We start from the raw sequence: 13,899 nt of genomic DNA, 5'->3' as shown, positions 1-13,899 counted from the left end.
ACGCCGTTTGACCGAAATTAACGGGTTCCGTAGACCACGATAGTTTTACCGTGGGCAGAGATCAGGTTCTGGTCTTCCAGCATCTTCAGGATACGGCCCACTGTTTCACGGGAGCAGCCGACGATCTGACCGATTTCCTGACGGGTAATTTTAATTTGCATACCGTCAGGGTGGGTCATGGCGTCTGGCTGTTTCGCCAGGTTCAACAGCGTCTGCGCGATACGACCGGTCACGTCCAGGAAGGCGAGGTTACCCACCTTCTCAGAGGTCACTTGCAGACGGCGTGCCATCTGGGAAGAAAGACGCATCAGGATGTCAGGGTTGACCTGAATCAGCTGACGGAATTTCTTGTAAGAAATTTCAGCCACTTCACATGCTGTTTTTGCACGAACCCAGGCGCTACGTTCCTGGCCTTCTTCAAACAGGCCCAGTTCACCGATAAAATCGCCCTGGTTCAGATAAGAAAGGATCATCTCTTTCCCTTCTTCATCTTTGATCAGCACGGCCACCGAGCCTTTAACGATGTAATACAACGTTTCCGCTTTTTCACCCTGGTGAATCAGCGTGCTCTTTGATGGGTACTTATGAATGTGGCAATGAGACAAGAACCATTCGAGAGTCGGGTCTGTTTGCGGTTTGCCAAGCACCATGCGCTGTTATCCTCTGTTATAAGCTGTCACCAGAGTCATAAGATGCATCCGGACTCTGGGGTTGCAATCGAATTCTTACCCATACCTGGGAAGTCGGCTGTCGTAACGTTTCGCAGCCAGTAAAGTTTGATGTCCTCTGCATACATGTGTAACGTCAATGTATTACTGTAGCATCCAGAGTGTTTTAGCATAGCTTTCGCCGCGTGTCTCCTGGTGTCTCGCTTCAGCATGACGCAGGTCGCCTTCCGTTGCGAGAAATGTAACGTACACGTAATCTGTCATAAAAAATGCAACGTTGGAGTGAGTGAATATGCAAGCGCGTGTGAAATGGGTTGAAGGGTTAACGTTCCTGGGCGAGTCTGCTTCCGGGCACCAGGTTTTGATGGATGGCAACTCCGGCGATAAAGCGCCAAGCCCGATGGAAATGGTGCTGATGGCGGCAGGCGGATGCAGTGCGATCGACGTGGTGTCGATCCTGCAAAAAGGCCGTCATGACGTGACCGATTGTGAAGTGAAGCTGACGTCGGAACGTCGTGAAGAGGCGCCCCGCCTGTTCACGCATATTAATCTGCACTTTATCGTCACCGGCAAAGAACTGAAGGATGCGGCGGTCTCGCGTGCGGTTGACCTGTCTGCGGAGAAATACTGCTCTGTGGCGCTAATGCTGGAGAAAGCGGTAAAAATCACCCATTCGTATGAAGTGATCGCGGCTTAATTTTTGGCGGGTGGCGCTTCGCTAACCCGCCCTACCAAAGCTACAACTGCACGAACGTAGGCCGGATAAGCGAAGCGCCATCCGGCAACAGGCGTCACGCGATCTGCTTTCCTTCCATTAGCCGCTGCACCAGCGGTGTCATGATCAGCTCCATTGCCAGCCCCATTTTTCCCCCGGGCACTACTACCGTATTCATGTGCGAAATAAACGAACCCTGTAGCATCGCCAGCAGCCAGGGGTAATCAATGCCTTCCAGGTTGCGGAAGTGGATCACCACAAAGCTCTCGTCCAGCGACGGGATGCTTTTTGCAGCGAACGGGTTGGAGGTGTCCACGGTGGGGACGCGCTGGAAGTTAATGTGGGTTCGGGAGAACTGCGGCGTCAGGAAGTTGATGTAATCTTCCATGGAGCGCACCACCGAGTCCATGACCGCCTCTCGCGAATGGCCGCGCTCGCTCATGTCACGCGTCAGCTTCTGGATCCACTCAAGGTTAACAATCGGCACCACCCCCACCAGCAAATCCACGTGGCGCGCCACGTCGTGCTGAGGCGTCACCACGCCGCCGTGCAATCCTTCGTAAAACAGCACGTCAGTCGGTTCCGGCAGCGGCTGCCAGGGCGTGAACGTGCCGGGGACCTGGTTCCAGGGCACGGCTTCATCGTAGGTGTGGAGATACTTGCGGGACTGCCCGGTACCGCTTTGCCCGTATTCACGGAAGGTTTGCTCCAGCAGGCCGAAGTCATTCGCCTCCGGGCCGAAGTAGCTGATGTGTTTACCCAGATCGCGCGCCTTGCGGATGGCCATATCCATCTCCGGGCGCGTGTAGCGGTGAAAGCTGTCGCCTTCTACCTCTGCCGCCCGTAAGTTAAGCTGGGCGAAGATCTTGCGGAAGGCGAGGCTGGTGGTAGTGGTTCCCGCCCCACTCGAACCCGTAACGGCAATAACCGGATGTCTGGCAGACATAGCAACTCCCTGGCTGGAAAAGTGTAAAGATCAGCCGTGAAACGCGTTGCGTGGCATGATATTGACCGTCTCATGCAGTTCGGACCATACCAGCACCACGTCGCCGCTTTTAAGCTGGCGCTTAACATCGTTGACCTTTTGTTCAAGCGAACGTTCATGTTCACCATAATCGGTGCCTTCGCGCAAGACAAAGCTTTCAATCAGATTATCGAGCGTGTCGGGAGAGAGATCCTGCCAGGGAATAATCATTATTTACCGTCCAGATAAGCCGTTAACCAGTCGGGAATACGCGTCTCAAGCCACATTTTTGGCCGACGCAGCGTGCCGCCGACAAAGCCGACGTGTCCCCCGAATTGGGTGAGCTGATACTCCACGTTGGCCGGCAGATGATCGGGCGCCGGAATCGAGTGGTGATCCATAAACGGATCATCTTTGGCGTGGATAATCAGCGTAGGTTTCGTGATTTGGTTCAGTAAAGGCATGGCGCTGCACTGACGGTAATAGTCAATCGCATCGGCAAAGCCGTGAATTTTCGAGGTGATCAAATCATCAAACTCGCGCAGGCGCTTCACGCGTTTGAGCTGTTGCAGCGTTATAGGCAGCGTATCCGGATAGGCCTTCAGCTTGCGCGCGGCGTTGGCTTTCAGCAGGTTGAGCAGGTAGCGCTGGTACACTCGCGAAAACCCCTTTTCCATATGATAGCTGCACTGCTCCAGCATAAAGGGCGCAGAGACGATCACCGCCGCATCCAGCGGTACGGCGTCGCTCTCCTTCGCCAGCAGGCAGGCCAGCATATTGCCGCCCAGCGAATACCCCACCGCTGCCGTTGGCGCCTCGCCGAAATTGTCTCTTAGCCAGCGCAGGAACCAGGTACCGTCCTCGGTTTCACCCGAGTGATAAATACGTTTCTGACGATTAGGCTCGCCGCTGCATCCGCGAAAATGCATCACTACCCCAAGCCAGCCGCGGGCTTTCGCCGCCTCAATGAGACCGTGTGCGTAAGGGCTGTGCAGGCTGCCTTCCAGACCGTGAAACACCACCAGACGGGGTTTATGTCTGGCCCGATCCGGATCTTCGCTCCAGGCGAGATCCAAAAAGTCGCCATCCGGCAAATCCAGCCGTTGCCAGTGCGGGGTGAACTGTACCTTGCGGCGGATCAGGCGCGGTAGCATGGTTTGCAGGTGAGGGTTAGCCACACCGCGCATGGGCACGAACTCTGCGCTCTCTTCGGCTGCAATGTCGAAGTCTGAGGGAATGATTTGGGTCATAAGGGCGATGCTGATTCTTGTCAGAAATTAACTATACCTTCCGAATTGTACCCCGTTTAGCCCGTTTTTCCGAAACATGAACTGATCCCGATCACAAATATTTACCTTGATTATTACTCTCAGGCTAATGATTTGGCTCTACGCTTAATTGATGCCTTTCTCACCAGAGCGCACACTTTACTCAACGTTAAGCAAATCAGAATGATGTGCTGAATCAGGAGGTTAATAATGTTATCTGGGCAAACACCCACCCGGCAATGGAACACCCGACGCAGTGAGAAAGCGCGTCGTCTGGCGTCCGTACCGGTGCAGGGCAAGGTACTGCCAACCGGCGATCTTGTCGCCATGCTGGAAAAACTGATCGCACCAGGCGACAAAGTCGTTCTGGAAGGCAACAACCAGAAGCAGGCGGATTTCCTTTCCCGTTCACTGGCGGAAGTGAACCCGCAAATCGTGCACGATCTGCATATGATCATGCCGAGCGTGGGCCGCAGCGAACATCTGGACATCTTTGAGAAAGGCATCGCCCGCAAGCTGGACTTCTCCTTCTCCGGTACGCAAAGCCTGCGAATCTCCCAACTGCTGGAGGATGGTCAGCTCGAAATCGGGGCGATTCACACCTACATCGAACTCTACTCACGTTTATACGTCGACCTATCGCCAAACGTGGCGCTGATTGCCGGTTTTAAAGCGGACCGCAAAGGCAACCTCTATACCGGGGCGAGTACCGAAGATACTCCGGCGCTGGTGGAAGCCGCCGCATTCCATGACGGCATCGTCATCGCGCAGGTGAACGAGCTGGTGGACGACGAGTGCGACCTGCCGCGTGTGGATATTCCGGGCTCGTGGATTGATTTTGTGGTGGTTGCCGATAAGCCGTTCTTTATCGAACCGCTCTTCACCCGCGACCCGCGCCTGATCAAACAGGAACACATCCTGATGGCGATGATGGCGATTAAAGGCATCTACGCTGAACACCAGGTGCAGTCCCTGAACCACGGGATTGGCTTTAACACCGCAGCGATCGAGCTGCTGCTGCCAACCTACGGCGAACAGCTCGGACTCAAAGGCAAAATCTGTAAACACTGGACCCTGAACCCGCATCCAACGCTGATCCCGGCCATCGAAAGCGGCTGGGTGGAGAGCGTCCACTGCTTCGGCGGCGAGCTGGGAATGGAAGAGTACATCCGCGCCCGCCCGGACGTGTTCTTTACCGGTGCCGATGGCTCCATGCGTTCTAACCGCGCCTTCTGCCAGCTGGCTGGTCAGTACGCGGTCGATATGTTTATCGGCTCCACGCTACAGGTTGATGGTTACGCTAACTCCTCAACCGTGACCCGCGGCCGTCTTTCCGGCTTCGGCGGCGCGCCAAACATGGGCCACGATCCGCACGGTCGTCGCCACGCCACACCGGCCTGGCTGAACATGATCACCGAGCCTGACCCGATGCAGCGCGGTAAAAAGCTGGTTGTGCAGATGGTGGAAACCTTCCAGGCGGGCGTGAAGCCAACCTTCGTGGAAAAACTCGACGCCGTTGAGGTCGCGAAAGCCTCTGGTATGCCGCTGGCGCCGGTCATGATTTACGGCGATGACGTCACCCACGTGCTGACGGAAGAGGGGATTGCTTACCTCTACCGGGCGAAAGATCTGGAAGAGCGTCGCGCCATGGTCGCCGCCGTGGCGGGTATCACCGATATCGGTCTGGGCGTTGACGCCAAACGCGTGGCGGAACTGCGCCAGAGCGGCAAGGTTGTGTATCCGGAAGATATGGGCATTCGCCGCACCGATGCCACCCGTTCGCTGCTGGCGGCCGGTAGCGTCGCGGACCTGGTGGAATGGTCCGGCGGTCTTTACAACCCACCTGCGAAATTCCGGAGCTGGTAATGAAACTTCTGCCCCAGATCCAGGTTGAAGGCGGTGCCGAATGGCTGGCGCGAACCGCCACGCAGTGTCTGATTGACGAAGCACGTTTAAGCCCGAAGCCCGGTCTGGTGGACAGCCGGGGGAACGGCGCGCACCACGATTTATCGCTTGCGCTGATGGAGCGCTCCGCTCACAGCCTGACCCCCACGTTTCAGGCGCTGGCGCAGCAGAGCTGGCAGCGTCCGGCGGATATTGCCCTCAGGCAAACCGTTGGCCGCCTGGGTCGCGAAGGTGAACGGCAGATGATGGCCGCTACCGACGGCGTGAACACGCACCGTGGCGCGATCTGGGCGCTGGGATTGCTGGTGAGCGCGGTGGCGATGCTGGGCGGCGATGCCCGGGCGCAAACCGTCGCGAACACCGCCGCTCAGCTGGCGAAGCTGCCGGATGACGCGGCGCCGAAAGTGTTCAGCAAGGGGTTACGCGTTACGCACCGCTACCGTGTACCGGGCGCGCGTGAAGAGGCTCAGCAGGCGTTTCCGCACATCATGCAGCGCGCGCTGCCGCAGCTTCGCCTCAGCCGTCTCAACGGCAGCAGCGAAACGCAGGCCAGACTCGACGCGCTGATGGCGATCATGACCTCGCTCACCGACACCTGCGTGCTGTCGCGCGCCGGCATGGAGGGGCTGGACGCCATGCAGAACGGCGCCCGTGCGGTGCTGAACGCCGGAGGATGCGCAACCCTCGCCGGGCAGCAGGCGCTGGCGCGGCTAGACCGTCAGATGCTGGCGCTTAACGCCTCGCCGGGCGGAGCCGCAGACCTGCTTGCCGCCACGCTGTTTCTTGACCGCGCCGAAACGCCCTATTCAAAGCATTAAGAGGATGTTATGGAAAAAATCACATTGACCGTGCCCGCCAGCCGCGAAGTAAGCGGCAGGGCGCTGGCAGGGGTAGTCGGTTCCGGGGATATGGAGGCGCTTTTCACCGCCGAACCGGGCCAGACCTTAACCATTGATATCACCACCTCCGTCGACAACAGCCGCGGGCGCTGGGAGGCATTGTTCAACCGCCTGCAAACCGTCAGCAGCCTGCCCGCAGGTAAGCTGACCATCCACGACTTCGGCGCGACGCCGGGCGTGGCACGCATTCGTATCGAACAGGTTTTTGAAGGGGTGAACCATGCGTGATGACAGCAGCTTTATCGAATTAAAAGCGCGCCAGCGTGCGCAGGCGCTGCTCGACGACGGCAGCTACCGCGAACTGCTGGATCCGTTTGAAGGCATTATCTCTCCGTGGCTTGGGCCACAGGGGATTGTTCCTCAGGCCGATGACGGCATGGTGGTCGCGAAAGGGACCATCAACGGTCAGCCTGCGGTGGTGGTAGCGATTGAAGGCACCTTCCAGGGCGGCAGCATGGGTGAAGTGTCCGGCGCCAAAATGGCGGCGGCGCTGGAGCTGGCGGCGGAAGATAACCGCAACGGCATTCCGACTCAGGCGGTACTGTGCCTCGAAACCGGCGGCGTACGATTGCAGGAAGCCAACCTCGGCCTGGCGGCGATTGCCGATATCCACGCCGCGATCGTTGACCTGCGTCGCTATACCCCGGTCGTCGGGATTGTCGCCGGGACCGTGGGCTGCTTCGGTGGGATGTCTATCGCCGCGGCGCTGTGCAGCTACCTGATTGTGACCCGCGAAGCGCGGCTCGGCCTCAACGGTCCGCAGGTTATCGAGCAGGAAGCGGGCATTGAAGAGTATGACTCCCGCGACCGTCCGTTTATCTGGAGCATGACCGGCGGCGAAGTACGCTTTGAAAGCGGGCTGGTGGACGCGCTGGTGGGCGACGGCGTGAACGCGGTGAAAGCCGCGATGAACGAAGCCATCGCCAAAGGCGTACCGGCGAAACATCGCACCGATAACTACGACGATTACCTGAACCGTCTGACGAATTTCGACACCCGCAAACAGGCCGATGCCGAACAGATTAAAGCGCTTTTTGCCCGGGAGGTGAAATGATGACTAACTCAATTAGCCGTGGCGAACTCTGGCTGGAAACTCTGGCCCCGAACGCGAAACGTCTGGAGGGGTTATGCCCGTCCGTGCAGGCCGCAGACGGCGAGCTAAACGGTGAAACGGTGCGTTTTGTCACCGTGGTGCCGGACGCCAACAACCACTTCCCGCGCGCGGCGCAGGGTGAAGTCGGCCTGCTGGAAGGATGGACGCTGGCAAAAGTGGTCAGCGAAACCGTCGCCGCCGACGCAGATAAAGCCGTGAAGCGCCCGATTGTGGCGGTAATCGACGTCCCAAGCCAGGCCTATGGCCGTCGCGAAGAGGCGTTTGGTATCCACCAGGCGCTGGCCGGCGCCGCTGCCGCCTACGCTAATGCGCGGCTGGCGGGTCATCCGGTGATTGGTCTTATCGTCGGTAAGGCCATGTCCGGCGCGTTTCTGGCGCACGGCTACCAGGCTAACCGTCTGATTGCCTTCAACGATAAAGGCGTGCTGATCCATGCCATGGGCAAAGAGTCTGCGGCGCGCATTACGCTGCGTACCGTTGAGGCGCTGGAAAAACTGGCTGCAACCATTCCGCCAATGGCGTATGACATCAGCAACTACGCCACGCTGGGGCTGCTTTCCGACCTGCTGGATATCAGCAATCCGGATGCCCCTACCGAAAGCGATCTGACGCGGGTGAAAACCACCCTGCAACAGGCCATCAGCGACGCTCGTCAGGACACCACGTTGAAAAACCGTCTGGGTGCTGACAACCGCCGCAGCTCGGCGCTCGTACGTGAACGTATGCGAGCCAGCTGGTAAGTAAAAAGAGACCTGCCAGATGCATCACCCCGTGGGCGCGCCCGTTGCGTCCACGCGGGAACCTGCATCCTGAAAATAATAAACATCGCGCCAGTGCTTAAACTTTTTTACTACAGGTGATTTATGACTTACGTAATTGTTCATGCTCTTGCACCGATTTTCGTCATCATGCTGCTGGGATTCTGGGCCGGTAAGGCAAAGATGGTCGATAACAAAAATGTTTCCCTGCTGAATATCTTCGTGATGGATTTTGCACTCCCGGCTGCGCTGTTCAGCGCCACCGTGCAAACCCCGTGGACCGGCATCGTGGCGCAGTCGCCGCTGATCCTGGTGCTCACCCTGGCGATGTGGATCACCTATGCGGTCATCTACTTCCTCGCGACGAAAGTGTTTAAAAAATCCCCGCAGGATGCGGCCGTGCTGACGCTTACCGTCGCCCTGCCAAACTACGCGGCGCTTGGCCTGCCGATTCTGGGCAGCGTGCTGGGCGAAGGCCCTTCAACCTCACTGTCCGTGGCGGTCTCCATCGCCTGTGGTTCAGTGTTGATGACCCCGTTCTGCCTGCTGATTCTGGAGCGTGAGAAAGCCCGCGCCGAAGGCAATAACTCGGGTTCAACGCTTTCCATGCTGCCGGTGCTGATGTGGCGTTCCATTAAAAAACCGATCGTGATGGGCCCGCTGCTGGGTGTGATCCTGTCCGCTATCGGCATCAAAATGCCGGAGCTGGTACTGGCGGCGATTAAACCGCTGGGACTGTCTGCGACCGCTGCGGCGCTGTTCCTGACCGGGGTGATCCTCTCCGCGCGTAAACTTCAGATCAACACCATGGTGATCACTTCCACTATCGCCAAGCTGCTGATCCAGCCAGCGATCGCCTGGGGTATCGTTTTAATCTTCGGTCTGCACGGCTCCGTGGCGATCACCGCCATCCTGATGATTGCGCTGTCCGCGGGCTTCTTTGGCGTGGTGTTCGGTAACCGCTTTGGCGTGCAGTCGCCGGATGCTGAAGCCGTGCTGCTGTTGAGCTCCGTACTGTGTATCCTGTCGCTGCCGCTGTTTATCTCGCTGACTTCAGGAATGTAATCATGACCACAACATTACGCCCACACGACCTCATCTGGCTTACCGCGCGCGACGCCCTGGAAGGGATTACCGAATCCTGGGTGGACGCGGCCTGGCATGCCGGACTACCGGTAGTGGTGCGGCGTGATGTTGATAATGAAGGCCGTATTCCCGTTGGCGTGCGCGGATTGCGCCGCGACCAGCGGGCGGCCGGATGGGTGAAGCCTGAGAACGTGTTGCGCGTGGTGTCGCCCGAAGATTTGAGCGTTGCCGCCGACCTGCTGCGTTCGCCGTTTATCACTCAGCCGCCGGTTCAGGTGGCGCTTCAGCTTGCGCAGCAGTCGTGGACGTGGACGTGGGGGATAACCGGCAGTACGGGGTACGCGCTGGCGACCGGCATTCCGGTGATCCACGCCGACAGCGATCTCGATCTGCTCATCCGCGCCCCGCGTGCCGTTTCCCCTGAGGCGTTTACTGGCTGGCAGGCTCAGCTCAGCCGTGCGTTGTGCCGGGCGGATACGCAGGTGGACACGCCCGAGGGCGGATTCGCGCTGGCGGAATGGTTACGCGACGGCAAAACGCTGCTAAAAACGCAATGTGGACCGCGCCTGGTGGCGGATCCATGGCACAGGGAGGAGTAATGAAAATACTGTTTACCTTTCCGGGGCAGGGCACACAGCATGAAGGTATGCTGCAAAACCTGCCGGGAACGGAGCTGGAGCAGGCCCGTGCTGTGCTGGGGGCGGAAGTCGATACCCTGGACAGCGCATGCTCGTTAACCCACACCCGTGCGGTTCAGCTTTCGCTGTTGATTGCCGGCGTGGCGTGGGCGCGCGAGCTGGAACGTCGCGGCGTGTCGCCGGATATCGTCAGCGGGCTGTCCATTGGCGCTTATCCTGCGGCGGTTATCGCCGGCGCGCTGGACTTTACGGACGCGCTGAAGCTGGTGGCGTTGCGCGGCGATCTGATGGAGCAGGCGTATCCTCACGGCTACGGCCTGACGGCAATTATGGGGTTGACCCTGCCGCAGGTGGAAAACCTGATTCAGGGGACAGGAACCTATATTGCTAACCTGAACGCCGAAACGCAGATCGTGATTGCCGGAGCCGATGACGGCATGGCGCAGGTGGCGGAGCGCGCCCTGGCAAAAGGCGCGAGCAAGGCTAAGCGGCTGGCGGTGAGCGTACCGTCGCACTGTGAACTGCTGGCGGAACCGGCGCAGAAGCTGGTGGCAGCATTTAATTCGGTCACGCTTTCACGTCCGCGCTGTGCGTACCTGAGCGGCAGTACCGGACGCGTGCTCTGGCAGCCGGAGAAAATTGCCGACGATCTGGCGATGAATATGGCGCGAACCGTGCGCTGGCAGGAGGCGGTGATTTCTGCTAACGAGCGTGAAGCGCGGCTGGCGATTGAGATGCCGCCAGGGGGCATCCTGACCTGTCTGACGCGGCAGGCGGCGTGGGAAGGCGAATCCATTTCGCTGGAGCGCAGCGGGGTGGACGTGGCGGTGCATCTGGCGGGTCGGCTTCAGCGGTAAGTTTTAGCCCGGTGGCGGCTGCGCCTTACCGGGCCTACTCCCGGATTGTAGGCCCGGTAAGCGTAGCGCCACCGGGCAATAACATCAGGCACTATCCTGCAAACTTCTCGCATACATCCGCCCTTCCGCGGCCAATGCCCGCAGGCTCGGATCCTGCTCGCGGTTGCGGGCAAAGACAATCGCGATCAGCTGCTGCATCTGGTACGGCTGCGCCAGCTTCAGTAGCTGCACCGAATTTTCATACACTTTCTTCATCCTGCCCGGCATCAGCGTAAACCCGACCCCCGCCTGCACCAGACTCAGCATCGAGAAGATATCGTTCACGCGCGTCACAATCTCCGGCTCGAAACCGGCGATATGAAACGCTTCCTGAAACCCGGCGTAAGTGGCGAACCCTTCCGCGAGGGCGACAAACTTCTGATCTTTGTAATCACGCAGATCGGCGGGGCCGCTGGTATTCAGCGTGGCAGAGGCCGGTGCGGCAAGGAAAATATCGTCATGGAACAGAGGAAGCACTTCGAGGCTGTTACGGTCGATATCGCTTTCGGAAATAGAGATTAAAATCGCATCCAGCGATCCCTCATCCAGCATATGGAGCAGGGTTTCGTTCGAGCCCATCGTCAGATCCATCTCCAGATCCGGACGGCGCAGCTTCATGCCCATTATCAGGCGCGGCACGGTTTCCAGCGTCAGCGAGTAGAGCGTGCCGACGCGCAACCGTCCCTGGCCGATACCGGCGATCTTGCGCGACTCTTCCAGCCCGCGCTCCATCACCTGCATCACCTCCTGACAATACTCCAGCAGCGTCCACGCGGAGGGGAGGGCAATCAGGTTACGCCCTTTGTGAGCAAAGAGCGGGCAGCGGACGTTCTCTTCGAGGGTATGCAGCGCGCGGTGCACGCTGACACCGCTCAGGCCGAGCGTTTCGGCGGTACGTGCGATATTGCCCTTCTCCATGAACGTCATGAAGATGCTGAGCTTACGGAATGTAATCTCGCTCGTGGTATCGAAGCCCATAACCCTCCCGGCGTGTTAGTCGGCTTGCAGCATCGCTTCCAGCTGTTCCTGCGCGTCCAGCCATGCCATTTCGCACTCTTCGAGGCTGGATTTGGCTTTCGCCTGAGTTTGCAGACAGTCCGTCAGCTCCGCTTTGCGGCTCTGATCGTACAGTTCGCTGTCGCCCAGCTTCTCTTCGACGGCAGCAAGCGTGGCGTTGAGCTTTTCCATCTCTTTTTCGAGACGGGCAATCTCTTTACGCAGCGGCTGCGTCTGGGTGCGCATTTCCGCTTCACGGCGCTTCTGATCTTTACGCGCTTGGGCGCTGTTGGCGTTGTCTTTCGCTGACTCTTCCGGCTGGTTTTCCTGCTTCTGCACGTCCGTCAGCCACTGCTGATAATCTTCCAGATCGCCGTCGAACGGCTCCACTTTGCCGCCGTGCACCAGGTAGAGATCGTCGGTGGTGGAGCGGATCAGGTGGCGGTCGTGCGATACGACAACCAGCGCCCCTTCGAACTCTATCAGCGCTTCGGTCAGCGCCTGGCGCATGTCGAGATCGAGGTGGTTGGTCGGTTCATCAAGCAGCAGCAGGTTCGGGCGCTGCCAGACGATCAGCGCCAGCACCAGACGGGCTTTTTCGCCCCCGGAGAAGCGCTCGGTGTTTTCCGTCACCTTATCGCCCTGGAAGCCAAAGCCGCCGAGGTAGTCGCGCAGTTTCTGCTCCATCTCCTGCGGCGCCAGGCGCGCCAGGTGCTGGATCGGCGATTCATCCGCGCGTAAAAATTCCAGCTGATGCTGGGCGAAGTAACCAAGCTTGATGCCCTTCGCCAGGCCGATTTCGCCGCTGACCGGGTTAAGCTCGCCCGCCAGCAGCTTGATCAGCGTCGATTTACCGGCGCCGTTACGTCCCAGCAGACCAATGCGTGAACCTGGCACCAGGTTGAGCTTGATAGAGTCGAGGATAATGCGATCGCCATAGCCCGCGCTCACTTTTTCCATTTTCAGCAGCGGGTTCGGCAGGCTCTCCGGCTCGCGGAAGCTGAAGTGGAACGGGTTATCCACGTGCGCCGGGGCGATCATCTCCATGCGTTCCAGCATCTTGATGCGGCTCTGCGCCTGCTTGGCTTTTGACGCCTTGGCCTTGAAGCGATCCACAAAGCTTTGCAGGTGCGCCACGCGCTGCTGCTGGCTTTCATACATCGCCTGCTGCTGGGCAAGGCGCGTCGCGCGCTGGCGCTCGAAAGAGCTGTAGTTGCCGGTGTATTCGAACATGCTTTGCTGTTCGATATGAATGATTTTATCCACTACCGGATCGAGGAAGTCGCGGTCGTGAGAGATCAGAATCAGAGTGCCCTGATAGCTCTTGAGCCACTTCTCCAGCCAAATAACCGCATCAAGATCGAGGTGGTTGGTTGGTTCATCGAGCAGCAAAAGGTCGGAGCGGCAGATCAGCGCCTGGGCCAGGTTAAGGCGCATGCGCCAGCCGCCCGAGAAATCGCTCACCGGGCGTTCAAGCTGTTCGTTGCTGAAACCCAGACCGTGCAGCAGGCTGGAGGCACGGGAGCGAATGGTCCAGGCATCGATGGCGTCCAGCTTGCCGTGGACGGTGGCGATGGCGTGGCCGTCGTTGCGTTCGTTGGCGGCGTTGAGCTCCGCTTCGAGCTTGCGGTATTCACGGTCGCCGTCGATAACATAGTCGAGCGCGGGTTCGCTCAGCGCGGGCGTCTCCTGGTTCACCCAGGCGAGCTGCCAGTTGCCCGGGAAGGTAAAGTTACCGCCATCCGCGCTTATCTCGTTTTTCAGCAGCGCCAGCAGGGTGGATTTACCGCAGCCGTTTTTGCCGACCAGCCCCACTTTCTGGCCCGGGTTGATGGTAGCAGTCGCGTTATCCAGCAGGACGCGCACGCCGCGACGAATTTGTAACGAGGAGAAAACAATCATAGAAGCGCCGTATGTTCCGACTATGTTAATTTGTCATTATGATAATGTAAGGTGTGGGCCATTTTCCCCACCGGGCCGCCATGGTAGCCC

Annotated in this window: 15 protein-coding genes; 9 read left to right on the top strand and 6 right to left on the bottom strand. The window is 58.9% G+C overall.

The window, feature by feature from the left end; genetic code table 11:
* Positions 1-17: 17 nt before the first annotated feature.
* Positions 18-650, bottom strand: a complete 633-nt coding sequence (gene crp, locus L379_RS02130; protein WP_000242758.1) for a cAMP-activated global transcriptional regulator CRP — start codon at positions 648-650, stop codon at positions 18-20.
* A gap of 310 nt (positions 651-960) precedes the next feature.
* Here crp and L379_RS02135 point away from each other — a divergent pair, with 310 nt between their 5' ends.
* Positions 961-1,365 (top strand): OsmC family protein, encoded by a 405-nt coding sequence (locus L379_RS02135; RefSeq protein WP_015571423.1) that lies wholly within the window; start codon positions 961-963, stop codon positions 1,363-1,365.
* Positions 1,366-1,459: 94 nt separating this feature from the next.
* Here L379_RS02135 and L379_RS02140 read toward each other — a convergent pair whose 3' ends face one another.
* The 3 genes from L379_RS02140 to L379_RS02150 are packed head-to-tail and all read right to left on the bottom strand — an operon-like array spanning position 1,460 to position 3,597.
* Positions 1,460-2,329 (bottom strand): phosphoribulokinase, encoded by an 870-nt coding sequence (locus L379_RS02140; protein WP_032655336.1) that lies wholly within the window; start codon positions 2,327-2,329, stop codon positions 1,460-1,462.
* 30 nt (positions 2,330-2,359) lie between these two features.
* Entirely contained in the window at positions 2,360-2,578 is a 219-nt protein-coding gene (locus L379_RS02145) for a YheU family protein (RefSeq protein ID WP_014171926.1), read from the bottom strand.
* Positions 2,578-3,597, bottom strand: a complete 1,020-nt coding sequence (locus tag L379_RS02150; RefSeq protein WP_032655333.1) for a hydrolase — start codon at positions 3,595-3,597, stop codon at positions 2,578-2,580. Before L379_RS02150 ends, L379_RS02145 begins: the two co-directional genes overlap by 1 nt.
* Before the next feature lie 228 nt (positions 3,598-3,825).
* Here L379_RS02150 and mdcA point away from each other — a divergent pair, with 228 nt between their 5' ends.
* The 8 genes from mdcA to mdcH all read left to right on the top strand — a co-directional run bounded on the left by mdcA (position 3,826) and on the right by mdcH (position 10,872).
* Entirely contained in the window at positions 3,826-5,481 is a 1,656-nt protein-coding gene (gene mdcA, locus L379_RS02155; protein ID WP_015571421.1) for a malonate decarboxylase subunit alpha, read from the top strand.
* Positions 5,481-6,338, top strand: a complete 858-nt coding sequence (locus L379_RS02160; protein WP_017384166.1) for a triphosphoribosyl-dephospho-CoA synthase — start codon at positions 5,481-5,483, stop codon at positions 6,336-6,338. Before mdcA ends, L379_RS02160 begins: the two co-directional genes overlap by 1 nt.
* 9 nt (positions 6,339-6,347) lie before the next feature.
* Positions 6,348-6,647, top strand: a complete 300-nt coding sequence (gene mdcC, locus L379_RS02165; protein WP_015571419.1) for a malonate decarboxylase acyl carrier protein — start codon at positions 6,348-6,350, stop codon at positions 6,645-6,647.
* The gene (locus L379_RS02170) at positions 6,640-7,473 is read left to right on the top strand and encodes a biotin-independent malonate decarboxylase subunit beta (RefSeq protein ID WP_017384167.1); all 834 of its coding nucleotides are present in this window, start codon (positions 6,640-6,642) and stop codon (positions 7,471-7,473) included. The genes mdcC and L379_RS02170 overlap by 8 nt, the downstream gene beginning before the upstream one ends.
* Positions 7,473-8,273 (top strand): biotin-independent malonate decarboxylase subunit gamma, encoded by an 801-nt coding sequence (gene mdcE / locus L379_RS02175; RefSeq protein WP_032620995.1) that lies wholly within the window; start codon positions 7,473-7,475, stop codon positions 8,271-8,273. The genes L379_RS02170 and mdcE overlap by 1 nt, the downstream gene beginning before the upstream one ends.
* A gap of 123 nt (positions 8,274-8,396) precedes the next feature.
* The gene (locus L379_RS02180; RefSeq protein ID WP_000222846.1) at positions 8,397-9,356 is read left to right on the top strand and encodes an AEC family transporter; all 960 of its coding nucleotides are present in this window, start codon (positions 8,397-8,399) and stop codon (positions 9,354-9,356) included.
* 2 nt (positions 9,357-9,358) lie between these two features.
* Positions 9,359-9,976 (top strand): malonate decarboxylase holo-ACP synthase, encoded by a 618-nt coding sequence (locus tag L379_RS02185; RefSeq protein WP_017384169.1) that lies wholly within the window; start codon positions 9,359-9,361, stop codon positions 9,974-9,976.
* Positions 9,976-10,872 (top strand): malonate decarboxylase subunit epsilon, encoded by an 897-nt coding sequence (gene mdcH, locus L379_RS02190; protein ID WP_023304540.1) that lies wholly within the window; start codon positions 9,976-9,978, stop codon positions 10,870-10,872. Before L379_RS02185 ends, mdcH begins: the two co-directional genes overlap by 1 nt.
* Positions 10,873-10,956: 84 nt before the next feature.
* On the opposite strand, the gene L379_RS02195 is transcribed toward mdcH, so the two are convergent.
* Together L379_RS02195 and L379_RS02200 are read right to left on the bottom strand one after the other, a co-directional pair.
* A complete protein-coding gene (locus tag L379_RS02195) occupies positions 10,957-11,889 on the bottom strand; it encodes a LysR substrate-binding domain-containing protein (RefSeq protein ID WP_017384171.1) in 933 nt (310 codons plus the stop codon).
* 15 nt (positions 11,890-11,904) lie between these two features.
* Positions 11,905-13,809, bottom strand: coding sequence for an ABC transporter ATP-binding protein (locus tag L379_RS02200; protein WP_017384172.1), 1,905 nt, complete (start codon positions 13,807-13,809; stop codon positions 11,905-11,907).
* Positions 13,810-13,899: the final 90 nt, after the last annotated feature.

The organism is Enterobacter sp. MGH 33, assembly GCF_000534535.1.
Lineage (GTDB): Bacteria > Pseudomonadota > Gammaproteobacteria > Enterobacterales > Enterobacteriaceae > Enterobacter > Enterobacter hormaechei_C.
Note: the sequence above shows the minus strand (reverse complement) of the source record. Positions and strands in the feature narration are given on the sequence as shown.

Coding starts and splice junctions, on each gene's coding strand:
- crp (WP_000242758.1), bottom strand. CDS start 650: ATGGTGCTTGGCAAACCGCAAACAGACCCGACTCTCGAATGGTTCTTG.
- L379_RS02135 (WP_015571423.1), top strand. CDS start 961: ATGCAAGCGCGTGTGAAATGGGTTGAAGGGTTAACGTTCCTGGGCGAG.
- L379_RS02140 (WP_032655336.1), bottom strand. CDS start 2,329: ATGTCTGCCAGACATCCGGTTATTGCCGTTACGGGTTCGAGTGGGGCG.
- L379_RS02145 (WP_014171926.1), bottom strand. CDS start 2,578: ATGATTATTCCCTGGCAGGATCTCTCTCCCGACACGCTCGATAATCTG.
- L379_RS02150 (WP_032655333.1), bottom strand. CDS start 3,597: ATGACCCAAATCATTCCCTCAGACTTCGACATTGCAGCCGAAGAGAGC.
- mdcA (WP_015571421.1), top strand. CDS start 3,826: ATGTTATCTGGGCAAACACCCACCCGGCAATGGAACACCCGACGCAGT.
- L379_RS02160 (WP_017384166.1), top strand. CDS start 5,481: ATGAAACTTCTGCCCCAGATCCAGGTTGAAGGCGGTGCCGAATGGCTG.
- mdcC (WP_015571419.1), top strand. CDS start 6,348: ATGGAAAAAATCACATTGACCGTGCCCGCCAGCCGCGAAGTAAGCGGC.
- L379_RS02170 (WP_017384167.1), top strand. CDS start 6,640: ATGCGTGATGACAGCAGCTTTATCGAATTAAAAGCGCGCCAGCGTGCG.
- mdcE (WP_032620995.1), top strand. CDS start 7,473: ATGACTAACTCAATTAGCCGTGGCGAACTCTGGCTGGAAACTCTGGCC.
- L379_RS02180 (WP_000222846.1), top strand. CDS start 8,397: ATGACTTACGTAATTGTTCATGCTCTTGCACCGATTTTCGTCATCATG.
- L379_RS02185 (WP_017384169.1), top strand. CDS start 9,359: ATGACCACAACATTACGCCCACACGACCTCATCTGGCTTACCGCGCGC.
- mdcH (WP_023304540.1), top strand. CDS start 9,976: ATGAAAATACTGTTTACCTTTCCGGGGCAGGGCACACAGCATGAAGGT.
- L379_RS02195 (WP_017384171.1), bottom strand. CDS start 11,889: ATGGGCTTCGATACCACGAGCGAGATTACATTCCGTAAGCTCAGCATC.
- L379_RS02200 (WP_017384172.1), bottom strand. CDS start 13,809: ATGATTGTTTTCTCCTCGTTACAAATTCGTCGCGGCGTGCGCGTCCTG.